Consider the following 18,754-nt stretch of genomic DNA (forward strand, 5'->3'; position numbering starts at 1 on the left):
GCTCCTTCGCAGACTGCATTCAGTGCTGCTCAGCTATTTTCCAAGCTATGAATTTAAGCCGAGGAGAGCCACATAAAAGCAATTCTCTCCTCCCCCGGATTGATCTAACCAACCCACTGAGTGGTGTCGTCCAGCGCCCTGGCAAAGCGCTCTACAATCATTCCGACTTCCTGTTCGTTGACGATTAACGGCGGGCAGAAGGCCACGGCATCACCCATGGCGCGAGTAATCATGCCGTGTTCCTGGGCTCTGCCGGCCATGTAGCGTCCGAGGGTGCCTAGCGCCTGATACGGCGCCTTGCTCACGCGATCGCCAACTAGTTCTACCGCAGCGATCAGTCCACAACCGCGAATTTCGCCCACCAAGGGATGATCGATGAAATGCTGTAGGCCGCTGCGCAACAACTGGCCCATTTGCGCCGCATGCTCGACCAGGCTCTCCTCTTCAATAATCTTCAGGTTCTCCAAGGCCACGGCAGTAGCTACCGGATGACCGCTGCCGGTGAACCCATGCCCAAGCGCGCCAAGCGCTTGGCTCTGATCAGCGATGCCCTCAAATACTGGGGCATTGATCAGAATCGCCGCTATCGGCTGATAAGAAGATGACAGTTGCTTGGATAACACCATGATGTCCGGCTGGATACCAAAGGTCTGGCTGCCAAACATCTGCCCGGTACGCCCAAATCCACAGATTACCTCATCGGCGATAACCAGGATGTCGTACTTACGGCAAACTTTCTGGATCTTCTCCCAGTAGGTACGAGGCGGCACTATGACACCGCCAGCGCCCATCAATGGCTCGCCAATGAACGCTGCGATAGTCTCCGGGCCTTCGGCGAGAATCTTCTGCTCGAGCTCGACGGCAAGGCGGTCAGCGAAATGCTCTTCACTTTCACCGGCAAGGGCGAAACGATAATGGTGCGGGCAGCCGACATGCAGGAAGCCTGGAAGCGGCAGGTCGAAACCGCGCTGGTTGCCTGGAAGGCCAGTCAAGCTTGCGCTGGCGACGGTGATGCCGTGGTAGCCGTTGACCCGACTGATGAACTTCTTCTTGGCTGGTTTGCCTAGAGCGTTATTGAGGTACCAGACCATCTTCACTACAGTATCGTTAGCCTCGGAACCGGAGTTGGTGAAGAACACCTTACTCATAGGCACCGGCGCCATCTCGATCAGCTTTTCGGCTAACTCGATACTCGGGCGATGCGATTTGTGACTGAACAGGTGATAAAACGGCAGGGTGTTGAATTGCTGCTCAGCTGCCTTGATCAGACGTTGATTGCTAAAGCCAAGCGCGGCGCTCCACAACCCAGCCATCGCCTCGATATAACCCTTGCCCTGATCGTCATAAACATAGATACCCTCCCCGCGCTCGATGATCAGCGGGCCAAGCTCCTGATGAAGGCGAGCATTGGTGTAGGGGTGCAGTTGATACTGAATGTCTTTTTCTGGCAGCGAGGATACTGACTGGTTCATGGGGCGCTCTCAATATGACTAACAAGCATGGTTTCTGGGAGTAGCCTTATAAGTAGGCATCCGGCTTTTGATCACAATCACACACTTCAATTCGGTAACGAGTTCAGTAACGATGACTTGGCTCGGGGACGTTAAGTGCACTAGCCGATAGCCTATTAGACTGAGCCGGTGCGGGGCTTGTCGTCTTGCGCACAGTCTTGTTCGTTCCAGTGCACTGCCGAATTCGCCCCGCACTGCCTCATGCGGGATGTTGGTTTTTTACAAACCTGGGTAGCCCCTGCAGCTGTGCATCAATCTGCTTGATGATGTAGGCGCCTATGGGAATTGCAGAGGTAGCCGCCGGCGATGGTGCATTGCAGACGTTGACGCTACGGCGGGTATTGCGGAACAGGAAGTCCTCGATCAACTTGCCGTCCGCTGAAACCGCTTGGGCGCGGACGCCGGCCGGGTAAGGCTTGAGATCCTGCAGCGTTAAGCTGGGGCAGTACTTGCGTACTTGCTGTAGATAACCACGCTTGAACAGCGAGTTTTTCATCTCGATCAGGCCGGGCCGCAGATTGTCCTTGAGCACTTTAAGAATGCCCGGATTGGTGAGCATTGCGAACGTGTCGGACAAAGATATGTCACGCTTGCGATAGCCCTCACGCTTGAGTGCCAGCACAGCATTGGGACCGACTGTCACACTGCCGTCGATCATTCGCGTCAGGTGCACGCCGAGGAACGGCATGGAGGGATCGGGAATCGGGTAGATCAGGTGATTGACGATCCGGTTGTGCTGCTCAGGCAGCAAATAGTATTCGCCACGGAACGGGCAAATGCTAAAGCCAGGATCTAAGCCCAGTAGACATACAATGCGGTCGGCCATCAGACCCGAGCAGGTCACCAAAAAGCGTGCAATGACTTCTTCATGCTGGGTTTTAACCCGCATCTCCGTGGCGCGCTCTTCCAGGCCGATGACTTCGCTGTCGTAGCGAATCTCGCCACCGTGCCTCTGGAACTCGCGAGCCATGGCAGCGGTGACCTCGGCATAGTTAACGATACCACTGGAGGGCACGAAGATCCCGCCGATTCCGGTGATGTTCGGTTCGCGTTCCTTCAGTTGCTCCGCAGACAGCCACTCGCGCTCCAGACCATTGGCTGCAGTGCGCTCCCAAAGCGCGCGCATGCGCTGCATTTCCACCTCATTGGTGGCGACCAGCAACTTACCGCACTCATCGTAGATAATGCCGTGCTCGTTACAGAACGATTTGGTAGCACGGTTGCCTTCCAGGCAGAACTTCGCCTTCAAGCTACCCGGCGTGTAGTAGACGCCGGCGTGGATGACCCCGCTATTGTGCCCCGTCTGATGCTTAGCTGGCCCGGACTCTTTCTCGAGCAACAAGATTTTCGACTCTGGGTAGGCCTTGATTAATTGCATGGCAGTCGACATGCCGATAATGCCGCCCCCGATGATCACAAAATCGTACACCGCTATCACCTCTACTCGATCTGTTTTGCCCCGTGGACAAACGACAAGGGCTAAACCGCGCAGCCCCTGTTCAATTAATGGCAATTATTGGCCTTGCTGATGGCCGAGTTTGGGGTAACTGAAGTAACCGCGCTGGCGCATCAGTTCACGGCGCAGCCCAGGGTGAGGGGTGAAACGATCGCGGCCATGCAGCCAATACAGGTTATTAATCAGCAGGAAGCAGCCAACTGGCACCGGCACGGAAAGCTTCTGTTTACTGCCCTCCAGGGAGATAGACAGGTCGGTCAGCCAGTTGCCCTCGTCGAAGTCTTTGGGCTGAACAAATTGATCGATATAGCGAATAGTCGGCCGCCCTTCGGCGTCGACATCAAAGATCGAATGGAACACGTCCGTATCGACCCTTTTACTCGGCGGCGCGGTCCAGCGCATGACGCGCCGTGCTAGCGGATGATGGAAGAAAGCATGGCGATCCTCCCAGTCGTCCAGATGCAGGATCAGCGAGTTGCCACCTTCGATATTCTGCTCATCGATCTTCATCATCAGCACGTAGTCGGTGATCTGATCGACGAAAGTACCATCGTTGTGCAACTCCATTACCCGGTGAGGTTGGCGCAGGTAGCTGTCCGAATTATCGACGTTCTCGACCACGAAGCGTGCGTAGAACTGGCCGCTCATCGCATCAAAGTTCGACCGCCCCAGCAGGTGGGCCACAGCAGTCGAGAATTTGACCATATCATCAGCTTGTGCCACATCATTCAGGGCCTCCTGCTTGATTAACAGCCCTCCGGTGGCACGATCCATTAGGGCGTTGAGTAGCACCGGGCGCAGGCTGTTACCGCAGAGATCGTCAAGAATTTTGGCGAAGCGAAATCGCAAGAAGGACTTGTATTCCAGCGCCTGCACCGGCCACTCGGCCACTGCTACACAGAAAGCCTCTATCGTCGCCTTAGTGAAGGTCAGCTCGAACAAACGGGGCGACTGAGCGGAGGGTGAAAGAGAAAACCCCTTAACGGCGGTCGGTAGCGGCATCACAAGATCTTTGAGCTGGGTAAAGGCATTCATGGCAGAGTCCTGACGAAAAAATTGTCTGTACGCCGCCCCGAGATTTACCAGAACAGCCGGACTAAAAATATAGCTATTTTATAAAAATGTCTACGCTTTTATAAAATAGCGACACTCGGCAACTGCATCTCCACTTAGTAAATATTTCTGCAGTTGCGTATGATGGATAAAACCCGTTGAGGAGCATGGTTTATGGATACGCTCGCCCCCCGCCAAAACTCAGCAGTCAGCGGCTATGAGTGGCTCAAGCGGGACATAATTCAGGGCATGTTCAAGCCCGGAGAAAAACTGCGAATGACTGCGCTTAAGGAGCGCTACGACCTAGGCGTAGGCCCTCTGCGTGAAGCGCTATCGCATCTGATTGCGGAAAATCTGGTAGTAGCTATCAGTCAGCGTGGCTACCGCGTCGCTCCTATGTCGCTGAGCGAAATGCAGGACATCTATGACGCACGGGCCAATCTCGAAGCGCTGGTACTTAAGCTCGCCATCGAACGCGGCGATGACGCCTGGGAGGCCCAGGTGTTGGCCTATTCGCATACATTGGCCAAGGTAATGGAGGTCAAGACCCAGGAGCAGATGCTGGAAATATGGGATGCCCGACACAAGGCCTTCCATACAGCTATAGCCTCCGGCTGTGGGTCTAGACACCTGCTGCAGGCGCGCGCCTATCTGTTCGATCAGGCCGAGCGCTATCGCCAGCTGTGGCTGCGGCGCACGGTGCTATCCGAGGAGGCCTTGTCCCTGAAACGTCAAGAGCACAGCGAACTGGTAGAAGCTATCCTTGCCCGTGACGCAACGCGAGCAAGCGCCATGATGCAGGCTCATCTGATGACACCAGTACCGATCATCGAAGGGATCATGCGCAACAGCAACCTGAGAGCATCCCAGTCCGCCCCTGAAATCATGGGATAGTTACCGTGTCTCGCCCTTAGAGGGGGTGCCTGCGGAATTTCAGCATGTTTTTTGCAGGACAGACCTGAAGCAATTACTACCCAACACCATAGCTTTGCACCTAGCATGGTTCCGTCTTACGCTTGTGAAGCCTGCGCCGCTCTCAGCCCGCTCGCGTGAACCTAAAACAATAAGCTTGGCTTGATCAGCAACACCAGCTACGCATGAGTTTGCCAATGCAGACGACAAAGGCTTACCCAAGTTAGCGCCCGTATGGAATATCAGACGCCGATATATAACTGGTACTCCCGCAACGGTGAAAAGGCGTGGAGCCTTTATGGGGAGCTACGCCGAGTGACTTCTAATCCCCCAGAGCACATTGACAATAAAGTAACCGGCTACGGCTTTAACGAAACGGCTCGGGCTTCACTGGCAGTACAACTAAAGTGCTGGCGAAAATGCCGGGAAAATTGTGCCTGATCACTGAACCCCCAACGATATGCCAGCTCACCGATTGATAGGTGGCAGTGGGGATCACGTAGGCGTTGATATACAGCCTCCAATCGTTTCAGGCGAATCCATTCACCGAGACTGTAGGGCGTACTGAAAAATAATTTATGCAAATAGCGAACCGATAAGCCGCAGGCCTGAGCAATATGCTGCGGGTTTAGTTCAGCTGAACACAAGTTTCGGTCGATGTAGTGCTCGATACGCTGCAAATGCAGGGCAGCTAGACTCGAACTCTCACTATTAAGGACGCGCTCATCTTGGCGCAGAGCCATTAACAACGTCGAAAGCACCTGTTCCAGCAGCATATGACGGGCATCCGCATCGCATTCGTCGAAGCGCGCGGCACACATCGCCAGTTGATCAACAAAAATTCGTCCCAATCCACGCCGAGCCTCGAAACAGAAACGGGTGTAGCGCTCGGCTCCACGTATCTGTCCATGTAGCGCGCGCTCAGGCAGCTTGAATACCCAAAGGTCGTTGTCGCAGGAGTAGTGAAAACGATAAGGCGCATCGCCTCGCTCGAAGATGAACCCACCTGGCTTACAATGGAGCTCACGACCGTCTTGCTCGAAGTGTACTTCGGTAAGGCGCGGCACTGTTACAAGGTAACAGGGTTCAGTATCTTCGCTAACCTGGCTCTCGCTGCGCGAATAGCCTAGCTGACTGGAGCGCAGGCGCGATAACGCCAACGGCGTACTGCCCGTTTTCCAAATTTTCAGGCTGCCTTGGAAAATGGCGCTGGAATTGAACTCCAACGACAATGGAAAATATGTATTGCCGATGGCTTCGGCCCAACGCGATTGCCTTTCTCCCTCAGGCCAATACCGCGTAGACAATTGATCTGTCATGAAAGGTCCTCAATTTGTAGTTATTATGAGGGCGGCACCAACGGTGAATGCCGTCGGTGCCGTTGTTACACAATCCTTTGTTAAAAATCCCTGACGGTCAATGACCGGGAGTCAGTTCATATGTGGCCGAGGGATCCAGACTGACCCGCCAGCCCGGTGGAACAACGATGTTTGTGGTCGCTTCCTCAATCACACAGGGACCTTGAATAATCTGCCCTACTTCTATGCGGTCGCCGTTGTACACAGGCGTGTCCTGCCAATCGTCTTGCGCATTGAACAGCATCGGACGATGACCAGCCGGAATCGCGGCCGTTGCCTTGAGCGGGGTTGCAAGTTCAGGCATTGGTGGACGCTGTAACCGCGCGATCACCGAGCACTCTAGATTAACTAGTTCGACCGGGCTGTTAGGCTCACTGAAGGAAAACAGCGCCTTGTGCCGCTGGTGGAAGGATTCGCGCAGGGCCGCCAGGCTGCTACGGTCGAGCCGGTCGCAGCTCAGTTCGACGCTGCACTCGTGGATCTGTCCGAGGTAACGAATCTCCAGGCTGTACTGGCATTCAATACGATTGTCACCACCGAAACCATCGTCTCGCAGGTTCGTCATACCACGCTCGCGTAACTGCTGCAGGGCCTGGTTTAGTTGCTCCAAATCGACGAACTCGTCATCCAAACGCATCGGCAAAGTAGTCAGCTGATCATAGCGGATGTCAGAGAGAATCTGGCCGAAGGCGCACAGCCCCGAAGCCACCTTGGGAATCAGCACAACCTTGCTGCCGATTTCCTCAGCTAGTCGCATCACGTGCATGCCCGCTGCACCACCGGCACCGATCAGGGCGAAGTCACGGGGATCATAACCACGCTCAATGGACACGCGGCGGATACCACTAACCATGCTCAGGTTAACCAGGGTAATGATACCGACGGCCGCGCGCTCGACACTGATACCCAGCGGTTCGGCAATTTTACTGCGGATCGCATCGATCGCGGCTTGTCGATTTAGACGGATGCTGCCACCGAGCAGTGCACCATCAGCCAGATAACCGAGCGCCAGGTTAGCATCGGTTACAGTCGGCTCGACCCCACCCTTTCCATAACACACAGGCCCGGGGTTAGCCCCGGCACTGCGTGGACCGACCTGGAGCATGCCGAAGTCGTCAAGGTGGGCGATCGAGCCACCGCCGGCGCCAAGGGATTCCACCTGAATCATTGGCACGCCGATACGGTAACGGAGGAAGTCGCTGTCTTTGCTGAAGTTGGTGCGACCGCCTTTGCTAAGAGTGATGTCGAACGAGGTACCACCCATATCGACGGTGATTACGTTGTCGATACCGAATGGCTGGGCCACGCACAAGCCGGCTTGCGGGGCAGATGCCGGACCGGAGTTGATCGCGTTGACCGCCCGCTCACGCATTACCACGCCAGGAGCCAGACCTCCGTTGGACTGGAAATAGCGGGTAGGCTGCTGCGCGCCCAGCTCCTCGAACAGCGCGTCGATGCGTTCGATATAACGACCCATCACTGGGCTAAGGTAGGCGTTGACCACGGTTGTCGAGGTGCGTGTGTATTCGCGAATCTGCGGGAACACCTCGTGGCCGCTGCAGACAAATACGTCAGGTAAAGCCGCACGCACCATAGCCATAGCGCGCTGCTCGTGACTAGGGTTGCGCACCGACCAGACGAAGGAGATCGCCACCGCCTGCACCTGTTGTTCGCGGAAGTAGTCGATGGCGGCATGAATCGCCGCCTCGTCTAGCGGGCTGAACTCGCTGCCGTCACTGATAATACGCCCGCCGATTGGACGGCGCAGGTGGCGCGGCACTAACATATGCGCCGGTGGATAAGTGGCGTCATAGCGATGGCCATCTTCTTTGTGGCCAAGGCGAATTTCCAGGCTGTCTTCATGGCCATCGGTACACAGCAGGCCCACCTTGACCCCGGTCTTTTCGATCAGTGCGTTGAGCGCCACAGTCGTCCCGTTGATGCACAGATCGCAGTCGGCAATGATCTCGGCTGGTGTACGGCCGAGGGCATCGGCGATTTGCGCCAGACCGTTGCGTATGGCCAGGGTGCCGTCATGTGGGGTGGACGGCGCCTTGAACAACTGCACGTTGCCCTGATGGTCGGCGAGGATGAAATCAGTGAAGGTGCCGCCGGCATCGATGCCCAGGCGATATTGTTGTTTGCTCATTTTCGAATTCTCTGCATTGCTCAAAGGGGCTGTGCTCAGTGCGCGGCTCGGTGTGCGTGGGTTGCGGCTTCATCGAGTTGGCCGTTGCCGTCAATCACTACGCCGTATTCAAGGCGCGCGCCGTCAATCGAGACCAAGCCGTTGCGCACATCGGCTAGAACCGTGGCCAGCGGACGACGTAGTGGGTCGCCATAGCCACCACCGCCCGGGTTGACGTTGATTACGCGCTCACCTGGTTGTGCGGTCAGCAGAGTGTTCTGGATGTAATGGTCTTCCTCACCGTCGACATGTCTATGGATCAAGCGGCCGAGCTTGGGCTCGAGCAGAACATTCTTCGCCCCTGCCGCACCGGCGGTAGGCAGCTGCCGGCCCTCACCGAAACCGACCACGGTCATGGCGTGCTTCAGCGGCTCGAGCTCCAGGCGAGTACCAGAGCCACCGCGGAATTCACCGGCGCCACCACTGTCGGTCATCAGGCTGTAGCGGTGTATCAGTACCGGATAGGAGTACTCAAGCAGTTCGATATCGCCGGACGTCAGCGCGCCGAAGCAGCACAGCGGGCCGCAAGCAGGCCAACCATCCATAGCCTTGTTAGCGCCAGCGCCGGAGATGACCGAGGCCAGCACCATGGTCACATATTCATCGTTGTTGTTGCGTGGGTCGTGCCCAGCGATATTGATCCCGCTGGCATGCCCCCAGGAGGCGGTCACACGCTCCGGAGCCGCCTGTTCAAGGGCCAGACGCACGGCATCGGCGAGGGTTTCCATCGGAGTAGTGGTGCAGTTGACGTGCGGTGCCGGCTCCTGGGCGTTGCACAGAGTACCGGACGGGCCAAGGTCTACACTCACGCAGCGATAGAGGCCTTCATTGTAGGGCGGTGGCACCTGGGCGAACATCATCAGTCCGAGGTAAACCCCGGAGATCGAATTGCCCGCGTAGGAGTTGATGAAGTAAGGCACCTGCGGCGGGCTCTCTATCAGAACGTGCGCCTCGTCGCCGCGAATTTCCACCTGGGCAGTGATCGACAATTCTCCCAGACCATGACCGGAGTCTTCGAGAATGGCAGTGCCGCTGTAGAAACCGTCTGGCACATCACGCAACAATGCGCGCATATGACGGTCTGCCATATCTTTCAGCTCGGTAATGCACGCTCGGACCTGGTCGACGCCATAGCGATCGAGCAACTCGATCAGGTGACGCTCGCCCACGCTGCAAGCACCGTACTGGGCATTCAGATCGCCTTCTTGATAGGCGCGGGCGCGCATGTTGGTCAGCAGCAGGTTGATTACGTCTTCCCGGCGCTGGCCCTGGGCCCACAACTTGACAGGCGGGATGCGCAGGCCCTCTGCGTAGATTTCTTTTGCGTCCGGGTTGTAGCCGGCCGGTACCGGGCCGCCAATATCGGTCAGGTGGCCCTTGCAGACCGTCCAGAACACCAGCTCGCCCTTATAGAACACCGGTTTGTACATGCAGCAGTCGAGGATATGACTGCCCATGTAGGCTGGATCGTTATGATAAATAACATCGCCCTCGGCAATCTCATCACCGAAGAAGCCAGCAACGCATTTCATCGCTGGGATAAGCGAACCGAGATGAATAGGAAGGTCCTGGCCTTGCAGGATCATTTCCGGGAGGTGATCGAAGAGTGCGTTGGAATAGTCGTGGGCGAGGTTGAACACGCTCGAGCGACTGGTCTTTTCCAGCGTCAGGGTCATTTCTCGCTGGGCTGTTTCGAGCGCACCGCGCACGACTGCCAGGGTGATCGGGTCTACTATGTTCATGGGTCACCACAAATCTTGTTTTTGTCTGGGGAGGCGTGACGGATGTCTTGCCCACATCGCTAAGCTACGCGCGGGCCTAGCGGCTGGCTTGTCTTCAAGCGCACCGTTTTTTGGCCTGAAGTGAACTGTTTCTACTGGTGCATCTACTCAAGATCTAATGCCGGGAGGCCGGAACGCTGCGATCGGGTAGGAGGCGGCCTCACGGCCGCCGTCCTCCCACACCACCGTGCGTACGGTTCCGTACACGGCGGTTCAGGCCATGCGGTTAAGCCGATTGATCGTATCCAGTATCGAGACCAGTCAAAGTCTGTCCCATAGCTTCTTCGGCAGCGCCTGATTCATATGCGGCGCTCCTGAGTTCCACCACGGGCCTCGGCCATTGAAGGCCGACTTGCAGGCACGCTCCTCGCTCAATCCCAGGCGCATCAGGTTGCGCGCCCTCGTAGAGGGCTGCTTCCATTGCCGCCAGATGACACAGCGAAGTTTGTGCCTGACCCAGCCATCCAGCTCTTCCAGTGGACGCTTGCTCTGGCTGAGCTTGAAGTAGCCTGCCCAGCCTCGCAGCACCGGGTTTACCCGCTCGATGACATTCGCCATCTTGTGGCCCCGCACCCCTCGCAGCAGTTCCCTGAGACGGTCGCGCACACGGCGCAGGCTCATGGTTGCCACTCGCAGTCTAGGCTGCGAGTGCCAACTCATCCCATACCCCAGGTAGTCGCATTTCCACGACCCAGCCACGCGACTCTTGTCCCGATTCAGTCTCAGTTTCAGACGGTGATTCAGGAACCGCTCGACACTGGCCAGCACTCGTTCGCCAGCACGCGGACTACGGACATAAATGTTCGCGTCATCGGCATAGCGCACGAAGCGATGGCCTCGCCGCTCCAACTCACGGTCGAGTTCATCGAGCAGGATGTTCGACAGCAGCGGCGAAAGCGGGCCGCCTTGCGGCGCCCCCTCCTGCCGATGGCTGACAACCCCGCCCGACATGACGCCCGCTTCGAGGTAACGGCGGATGAGTCTGAGCACCTGTTTGTCTTCGACATGGCGCTCAACACAGAACATCAGGATGTCGTGGTTGACCCGATCAAAGAACTTCTCCAGATCGAGTTCCACGCAACACCTATGACCCGCCGCCACATGGGTGCGGGCCATCTCGACAGCCTGGTGAGCGCTTCTGCCCGGACGGAAGCCGTAGCTATAGTCCGAGAACAGCGGATCGAAGATCGGCGTGAGCTGTTGCAGCAGGGCTTGCTGGATCAGGCGATCCACGACACTGGGAATGCCCAGTTGCCGCATACCGCCCTGCGGTTTGGGAATTTCGACCGCCCGCACTGCCTGGGGATGGTATTCACCTGCCAGCAGCCTGACCTTCAGGATGGGCCAATACTGTTTCACGTAGCCTGCCAAGTCGGCGACCGTCATGCCATCGGCACCCGGCGCCCCCTTGTTGCTGACCACGCGCTGATACGCACGCTTGAGATTGAGCGGCGCAAGCACCCGCTCCATCAGCGTGTCCGGCTCCGCGTTCATCCACGTCACCGACGCCGCCGATACCTCTGCGCTGTCAGGCGTCATCCTCGGCCTCTGGCCGGGACTCGGGGTGACAGTCTTCTCTTGGAGAAATTTCTGCATTTCGGTTATCGACGAGACGCTGACGCCTACTGGCGGCATGACCTGTTCGGCCCTTGATGGCGTGGTTGACCGCCACTTACTACGGCCTCGGCTGACTTCTGCACGCCCATCCCGTCGCCTCTCGACAATCGGTAGCACAATGGCAAGCGTACAGATCTCCCAGGGTAATTCGCGCGACCTTCCTGCTTATGCCTGTCGGATCTACGTCGCAGCGTTCCGTGCAAGTATCGGGCTTTGGCGATTATGGCCACCTCACCCCGCTGCGCCGCCTCATCCGCTTCCTGTTCGTCAGGCCAGCATTTTGTCTCGGGCTTCCTTCAGATTCGCAGTCGCCCGCGACACCCTTGCCTTCAGCTAACACTTCCCCTTGCCGGGTGTGTAGAGGACTTTCACCTCCAAGTCGCCAGGCTCACCACCACAGTGAACCCGACAGCGCCAGTCACGGCGCTACGCGCCATGCCTGGCGCACCATAAAAAAACGCCAGCACATGGCTGGCGAAAATAGGAGCGTGAGTGGTTGCTAGGGGCGCTTATTGCCTCAGAAGTAGTAACCGATATTGGTATACAACTGGTTTTCCCAGCGTTCGCTACCGCCGGCGCCCAGGCTCTGGGTGTAGCTACCGCCACCGATGTAGGGATCGTGCTTGCCGTGCAACCACTCGACGGCGATCCATAGGTCTTTCAGCGAGAAAGATGTGCCAAGGATGAAGCGCTGGGAATCCTCGAAGCTGGACTCATCCTTGTCGAACAGGCTGTAGTTACCGTAAACCTTGACACCAGAGAGCCACCCGAGTGAGCCAGGAATGTCATAGCTGAGGTCGGCTACATAGAGGTTACCCTTGGCGGCAACGTTAAAGGTGCCGTCGAAGCTGCCGAAGCTAACCAGCTTGTCTCTGCCGGGATTCTCCGGGCTCATGTCCTGGCGAGTGGCTTGCAGTTGCACGCCCCAGGGGCCATTCTTGCCCGAGTAGTGGACTGCTAGGGCATTTCGGCGGCCGCTATCACGACTGTCCTGGTTCTGCAGCGTCGAGGTCAATGCCGAGGCGCCGATCTCCGACTGCCAGCTCCCAAGCTTTAGGTTGCGGGCCAGACGCCCGACTAAGATGTCGCGCTCGTGGTTATCGCTGCCGTCGACGACGTAGTCATCTGCCGTAGCAACACTGGTTGCATAGGTCCGCCCGCCGCGGCTTGTACCTTGACCCTGATCAGCCGGGCTTAGGTAGTAAGCGAGTTGGAAGTTCCAGTCATCCTGCTGCTGGATGTATTTAACACCAAGGTTCGCAATGTCTTCCAGGCCGATCACGCTGCCCAAGGTCAAGAAGAAAGTGCTGCCGGCATAGGGCAGCAGGCCGAACGGAATCTTGTTTAGTCCCACCTGAATCTGACGCGACTCATCGAACTTGTAGCCGATCCATGCATATTCGGCGAAGGCGATGTCACCGATCTTGTCGGTATAGTCGAAAGGGTAAGCGTCGCCATAGAAACGGTATTTAGCCGCGCCGATCCAACTATCGGAGTTGTAGGTAGCGGTGAGAAAGGCAGTATCGAAACTCAGCTTCTCGATATCCCGGTCGGGGTCGTAGTCGATACGCGCACGCACGGCGCCGCCAATGTCCAAGTTGTCATTGATAGCCACCGCACCTGCGGGTAGCGCGAGCGATGCCAACAATGGAAGTAATATGAGAGTTGCTTGTGGGTGCAGGTTGATCATTTTCATGAATTGGCTCTTAGCATTGTTAGTCTTTTTTTCAGCTACGCAGCACTAAGCCGCTGCGGTGTTGCGGCTTAGTTTTGGATCGGGTTTGGTAGCTGCAGCAAGTTGCCGGAGCCGAATACATCGGCCCGGTGGGCGCCGATATTGGTTTCAGCTGCAGCTGGTGCGGACAAACCAGCTGCGTTTGGCGCTGTTGAGTAGCAGCCAGTAGCTGGCGAACGCGCAGACAAAGGTCACCGGCGCTGAGAAGGTCGCCAGCGTTGCTCCGCCGAAATTCAGCAGCACTATCCCCAGGCCAGCGGCAAAGAACCAGGCGATCAAGCCGCACGGGTTGAAGGCGTTGACTCGTTCGAGAGCGAATTCAATATTGCCCTCGAACAGCTGGGTATATTTCGGCGAGAAAATATGCGCCAAAGCGATCGCTACCCAAGCCACTACAAAGATGCTCTGGTATGCCAGGGCTTGCAGAATGTAGCTGAACACATTGAGCAACATCATTGTGTAGACCACGATGCCAACTACTACGGCCCATGCCATATAAGGCACAGCCGCCAAGCCAAAACGGCCGAAGAACGCATGCATGTTGCTAGCGGCCATGAAGAAATTTGCGGTATTGATACGGGTCTGGCTGACCCAAACGAACAACAACCCCCAGATACCCATCAGCTCGACAATGGCCAGCACCACCGAGACCTCAGACAGGCCGCCCTCTGCGGGAATGGTGGCGGCGAGAAAGATGCCGACCAGACCGTTAATAAGAAAGGTGAAGATATAGAATGGTAGGCCGAAGTTAAATTTAGCGTGGTAGCTGGCGTCCTGCTTACGACCGAAGCGTGCGTAGTCCCAGGTGTACATCATGAGAATCCACACTCCCATGAAATAGGTGAAACAGTCCCACCAGCCATTACTTACTGGCCCGCTCTCAGGCCCCATTTCCAACCAGGCAGAACTGTAGCCGTATTCACCGACGGCCATCGCTACTACGGCAATCAGACCAATCAGGTAGAGCGGCAGCAGCACGCCATTGAACTTATCCAGCCAGGTCTGCACGCTACCGAACACCAGTGGCACGCTGTATAGCACCACTATTAGGTAGGCTTGATTGAGCGTGATGTCGGACACGTAGTGTTGGATAGCAATGGCGATCACCGAGCCTTCAAACACGCTGTAGTAGATCGCCGTGGCGAAGAAAATCAGGGTGGCCAGTGCTGCGCCGGCGCGTCCGAATAGCACCCGGGAGAAGAGTGCGACCGATAATCCGGTCTTAATGGCGTAGCGGGCAATGACCCCGTTGATGGCCGCATAAGTTACGACCGACAAGAGTAAGCCGATTATGGCATTCATCGTACCAAAGCTCATTGCCAGGGTGGCGGACACCACCAGCCAAAACATAGCACTGCAGATGGCCCACCAAGCCATCGTCAGTGAGCCTTTGCTCATGCGGTGTTCTTCCGGAACCGCGACGGTGCTGTAGTCGATACTATCGACCTGTTTTTTGATGTTTCCGGCCATGGCTCTTCTCTTGTTTTTGTAATGAGTGGAGTCATGATCATAAGTACTTCAGGCGGGCGACCACTTGCTGCTGAGCGCACTCTCTTTTGTCATACCTGAAGCTTCTTGCTCTCTGGAAGATGGCCCACCCAGACGAAACTCCTCCAGCGGAAAGCGATGAGAAAATCTCTCAGGCTGTCCAAGTCAGAATAAAAGACCTCAATGACGCTATGGCTTACATCTCTTTCCGAGAGAGCGTTATTAGCGAGCGAGTCACCTAACAACACCTACACTCAGCGTGATAGCCAGACAGACAACATAGCGCTTAAACGTTTCAAGCCAGTAGGACTACAAGCAAAGCACTCAATGACGGGCTCGAGGCCGATTCAATCTCGGCACAACCACCCTAAGCCAGCAACCAGCACTACATGCTACAAGAAGTCAAAACCGGGTACAAAACCGGGTACAAAGAATAACGAAAACAACCAGAATGCCTAAGCTCAAACGCTCAAGCATCAGACTTACCGCATAACGTGTAAGTCAAAAAATTGTCTTTCCCGCACGTCAACTCTATGTTTCAAATGCATTAGCCCTGAAACCCGCACGCCACTTGAGTATGCACGCATAGCACAATTCTATAGGTATTGCAACACATTCCTTTAGGGCTTCAGATCACTTGCTGCAACTGCGGCACGACCTCGAACAAGTCACCCACTAGACCGTAATCCGCCACCTGAAAAATCGGCGCCTCTTCGTCCTTGTTGATTGCCACGATGACCTTGGAGTCTTTCATCCCGGCCAGGTGCTGGATGGCACCGCTGATGCCGACGGCGATGTACAGCTGCGGCGCGACGATCTTGCCGGTCTGGCCAACCTGCATGTCGTTGGGCACGAAACCGGCGTCGACCGCAGCGCGCGAAGCACCGACGGCGGCGCCGAGCTTGTCGGCCAGGGCATACAGGTGCTTGAAGTTGTCGCCGTTCTGCATGCCGCGACCGCCGGAGACGACGATCTTGGCCGCGGTCAGTTCCGGACGATCGGACTTGGCCAGCGCCTCAAAGACGAAGGCCGAGATGCCGGCGTCGCCGCCAACGGCCACGGCTTCCACGACAGCACTGCCGCCTTCGCCGGCCACCGGATCGAAACCGGTGGCACGCACGGTGATCACCTTCACCGCCGCCGAAGACTGCACGGTGGCGATGGCGTTACCGGCGTAGATCGGCCGCTTGAAAGTGTCGGCGCTTTCCACGGCGATGATTTCGGAGATCTGGTCGACGTCCAGCTGGGCGGCGACGCGCGGCAGGATGTTCTTGCCGTTGCTGGTGGCGGCGGCGAGGATGTGGCTGTAACCCTTGCCCCCTGCTTCTTGAACAAGAGCAGCTACCAGCGGCGCAACGTTTTCCGGCAGCTGATGGGCGAAGGCGGCGTTGTCGGCCACCAGCACCTTGGCCACGCCGGCGAGCTTGGCAGCCGCTTCGGCGGCGGCGCCACAGGCGGCACCGGCAACCAGGAGGTGGATGTCGCCACCGATCTTCTGCGCAGCGGCCACGGTGTTGAGAGTGGCCGGCGCCAGGGCGGCATTGGTGTGTTCAGCGATAACCAGGATAGTCATTTAGATTACCTTCGCCTCGTTCTTCAGTTTCTCGACCAGTTCCGCCACCGACTTGACCTTGATGCCGGCCTGGCGGGCAGCCGGCGCTTCGACTTTCAGGGTCTTCACGGTGGACGCGGTGGCAACGCCCAGGGCGTCCGGGGTGAGCACCTCCAGCGGCTTCTTCTTGGCCTTCATGATGTTCGGCAAGGAGGCGTAGCGCGGCTCGTTCAGACGCAGGTCGGTGGTGACGATCGCCGGCAGGTTCAACGCCACGGTCTGCAGGCCGCCGTCGATCTCGCGGGTCACGTTGACCTTGTCGCCCGCCACTTCGACCTTGGAGGCGAAGGTGCCTTGGCCGAAGCCGGTCAGCGCGCCGAGCATCTGGCCGGTCTGGTTGTTGTCGCTGTCGATGGCCTGCTTGCCGAGGATCACCAGCTGCGGCTGCTCCTTGTCGACCACGGCCTTGAGCAGCTTGGCCACGGCCAGGGAGTTCAGCTCGTCAGCACCCTCTTCCTTGACAGCCTCGACCAGGATGGCGCGGTCGGCACCGAGGGCCAAAGCAGTACGCAGCTGCTCTTGCGCCGCCGTCGGGCCGATCGACACCACGACGATTTCACTGGCAACGCCCTTCTCTTTCAGGCGTACGGCTTCTTCCACGGCGATTTCGCAGAAGGGGTTCATCGACATCTTAACGTTGGCGAGATCGACGCCGCTGTTGTCCGCCTTGACGCGAACCTTGACGTTGTAATCGACCACACGCTTGATCGCTACGAGGACTTTCATAAAGGCTCCATGGGAAAAATTGCCCCGGCAAGCTGGCTGGCCGGGGCATGGCAGGTTCAGCGTTCACCAAGCTGTTCGATGATGCCTTGTGCCTTCAACTCGGCCAGGCGCTCATCATCGAGACCCAACTGGCGCTTGAGCACCTCATCGGTATGCTCACCCAGCATCGGCGCGGGGCGCAGGTACTCGACCGGTGTGCGAGACAACTTGATCGGACTGCCGACCGTGACGAAGTCGGCTTTCAAGGGATGGGGAATGTTGACCAGCATGTTGCGCGCCAGTATCTGTGGTTCGTCCAGCGCCTGGGCAATGCTGTTGATGGCCCCTACCGGTACGCCCTGCGGGTGAATGCGCCCTACCCACTCATCGGCGAGCCCTCCGAGAAAGTGACGCGACAGGATGGCAACGATCTCCTCGCGGTTGCTGACTCGGTCGGCGTTGCGCGCGAAACGCGGATCTTTCGGCAGCTCTGGCAGGCCGATGGCGTCGCACAGTGCGACGAACTGTGAGTCGTTGCCGCAGGCAATGATGAAGTCGCGATCACTGGCGCGAAACACCTGGTACGGCACAATGTTGGCGTGGGCGTTGCCATAACGCCCGGGCGGCTTGCCGGAAGCCAGATAGTTCTGGCTCTGGTTGCACAGTGTGGCGACCTGAACATCCAGCAACGCCATATCGATATGTTGACCAAGCCCGGTCTTTTCTCGGCTGAGCAGCGCAGCTTGGATAGCCACCGTCGAGTACAGGCCGGTCATCAGGTCCGCGAAGGCAACGCCTACCTTTTGCGGGCCGCCACCGGGCAGATCGTCGCGCTCGCCGGTGATGCTCATCATTCCACCCATACCCTGAATGATGAAGTCGTAACCCGGTTCTGCGGCGCGCGGCCCGGTCTGGCCGAAACCCGTCACCGAGCAATACACCAGGCGTGGATTGAGCGCAGCGAGGCTAGCGTAATCCAGCCCGTACTTGGCCAAGGAACCGGCCTTGTAGTTCTCGATCAGTACGTCGCAACTGGTAGCCAGGGCCCGCACCATTTCCTGCCCCTCGGGGCTGGCGATGTTTAGCGCCACCGACAACTTGCCGCGATTGGTGGACTGGTAATAAGAAGCCTCGCCGGTGGACTCGGCGTTCTGCCCCTTCATCCATGGCGGCCCCCAGCCACGGGTGTCATCACCCGCGCCCGGCCGTTCGATTTTGATCACTTCGGCACCCAGATCGGCCAGAGTTTGGCCGCACCAGGGACCAGCCAGAATGCGGCTCAAGTCGAGCACGCGATACCCAGTCAAAGCACCCATTTCATTTCACCTTTGCTTGCGC

The 18,754-nt window shown here is 57.4% G+C and carries 13 protein-coding genes; 1 reads left to right on the forward strand and 12 read right to left on the reverse strand.

Features of this window, described 5'->3' with window-relative positions; all coding sequences use genetic code 11:
- Positions 1-104 precede the first annotated feature (104 nt).
- The 3 genes from AB7933_RS17030 to glaH form a co-directional block, all read right to left on the reverse strand.
- Complete coding sequence (locus tag AB7933_RS17030; protein ID WP_023048105.1) at positions 105-1,472, reverse strand: aspartate aminotransferase family protein; 1,368 nt, start codon at positions 1,470-1,472, stop codon at positions 105-107.
- Positions 1,473-1,710: 238 nt separating this feature from the next.
- The gene (gene lhgO / locus AB7933_RS17035; protein WP_023048104.1) at positions 1,711-2,940 is read right to left on the reverse strand and encodes an L-2-hydroxyglutarate oxidase; all 1,230 of its coding nucleotides are present in this window, start codon (positions 2,938-2,940) and stop codon (positions 1,711-1,713) included.
- Positions 2,941-3,024: 84 nt separating this feature from the next.
- A complete protein-coding gene (gene glaH / locus AB7933_RS17040) occupies positions 3,025-4,002 on the reverse strand; it encodes a glutarate dioxygenase GlaH (protein ID WP_023628647.1) in 978 nt (325 codons plus the stop codon).
- Positions 4,003-4,194: 192 nt separating this feature from the next.
- Here glaH and csiR point away from each other — a divergent pair, with 192 nt between their 5' ends.
- Positions 4,195-4,914 (forward strand): DNA-binding transcriptional regulator CsiR, encoded by a 720-nt coding sequence (gene csiR, locus AB7933_RS17045; RefSeq protein ID WP_023048102.1) that lies wholly within the window; start codon positions 4,195-4,197, stop codon positions 4,912-4,914.
- A 377-nt stretch (positions 4,915-5,291) separates the two neighbouring features.
- Here the strand turns inward: csiR and AB7933_RS17050 are convergent, their stop codons facing one another.
- From AB7933_RS17050 to AB7933_RS17090, 9 genes are all read right to left on the reverse strand, one after another.
- Positions 5,292-6,251 (reverse strand): helix-turn-helix domain-containing protein, encoded by a 960-nt coding sequence (locus AB7933_RS17050; protein WP_033902870.1) that lies wholly within the window; start codon positions 6,249-6,251, stop codon positions 5,292-5,294.
- Between the two features lie 97 nt (positions 6,252-6,348).
- A complete protein-coding gene (locus AB7933_RS17055; RefSeq protein WP_033902869.1) occupies positions 6,349-8,439 on the reverse strand; it encodes a hydantoinase/oxoprolinase family protein in 2,091 nt (696 codons plus the stop codon).
- Between the two features lie 35 nt (positions 8,440-8,474).
- Positions 8,475-10,220, reverse strand: coding sequence for a hydantoinase B/oxoprolinase family protein (locus AB7933_RS17060; RefSeq protein WP_033902868.1), 1,746 nt, complete (start codon positions 10,218-10,220; stop codon positions 8,475-8,477).
- 300 nt (positions 10,221-10,520) lie between these two features.
- Positions 10,521-11,894 carry a group II intron reverse transcriptase/maturase gene (gene ltrA, locus AB7933_RS17065; protein WP_049950174.1) on the reverse strand — a complete coding sequence of 458 codons (1,374 nt, stop codon included), beginning with the start codon at positions 11,892-11,894 and terminating at the stop codon, positions 10,521-10,523.
- 499 nt (positions 11,895-12,393) lie between these two features.
- A complete protein-coding gene (locus AB7933_RS17070; RefSeq protein ID WP_031637015.1) occupies positions 12,394-13,566 on the reverse strand; it encodes a porin in 1,173 nt (390 codons plus the stop codon).
- Between the two features lie 153 nt (positions 13,567-13,719).
- Positions 13,720-15,081 (reverse strand): purine-cytosine permease family protein, encoded by a 1,362-nt coding sequence (locus AB7933_RS17075; RefSeq protein WP_033902867.1) that lies wholly within the window; start codon positions 15,079-15,081, stop codon positions 13,720-13,722.
- A gap of 646 nt (positions 15,082-15,727) precedes the next feature.
- Positions 15,728-16,672 carry an electron transfer flavoprotein subunit alpha/FixB family protein gene (locus AB7933_RS17080; RefSeq protein WP_023662939.1) on the reverse strand — a complete coding sequence of 315 codons (945 nt, stop codon included), beginning with the start codon at positions 16,670-16,672 and terminating at the stop codon, positions 15,728-15,730.
- Positions 16,673-17,437 (reverse strand): electron transfer flavoprotein subunit beta/FixA family protein, encoded by a 765-nt coding sequence (locus tag AB7933_RS17085; RefSeq protein WP_023048095.1) that lies wholly within the window; start codon positions 17,435-17,437, stop codon positions 16,673-16,675.
- A gap of 56 nt (positions 17,438-17,493) precedes the next feature.
- The gene (locus AB7933_RS17090; protein ID WP_023048094.1) at positions 17,494-18,732 is read right to left on the reverse strand and encodes a CaiB/BaiF CoA transferase family protein; all 1,239 of its coding nucleotides are present in this window, start codon (positions 18,730-18,732) and stop codon (positions 17,494-17,496) included.
- Positions 18,733-18,754 lie beyond the last annotated feature (22 nt).

The sequence above is a fragment of the Pseudomonas gorinensis genome (assembly GCF_042015035.1).
Taxonomy (GTDB): Bacteria; Pseudomonadota; Gammaproteobacteria; order Pseudomonadales; family Pseudomonadaceae; genus Aquipseudomonas; species Aquipseudomonas gorinensis.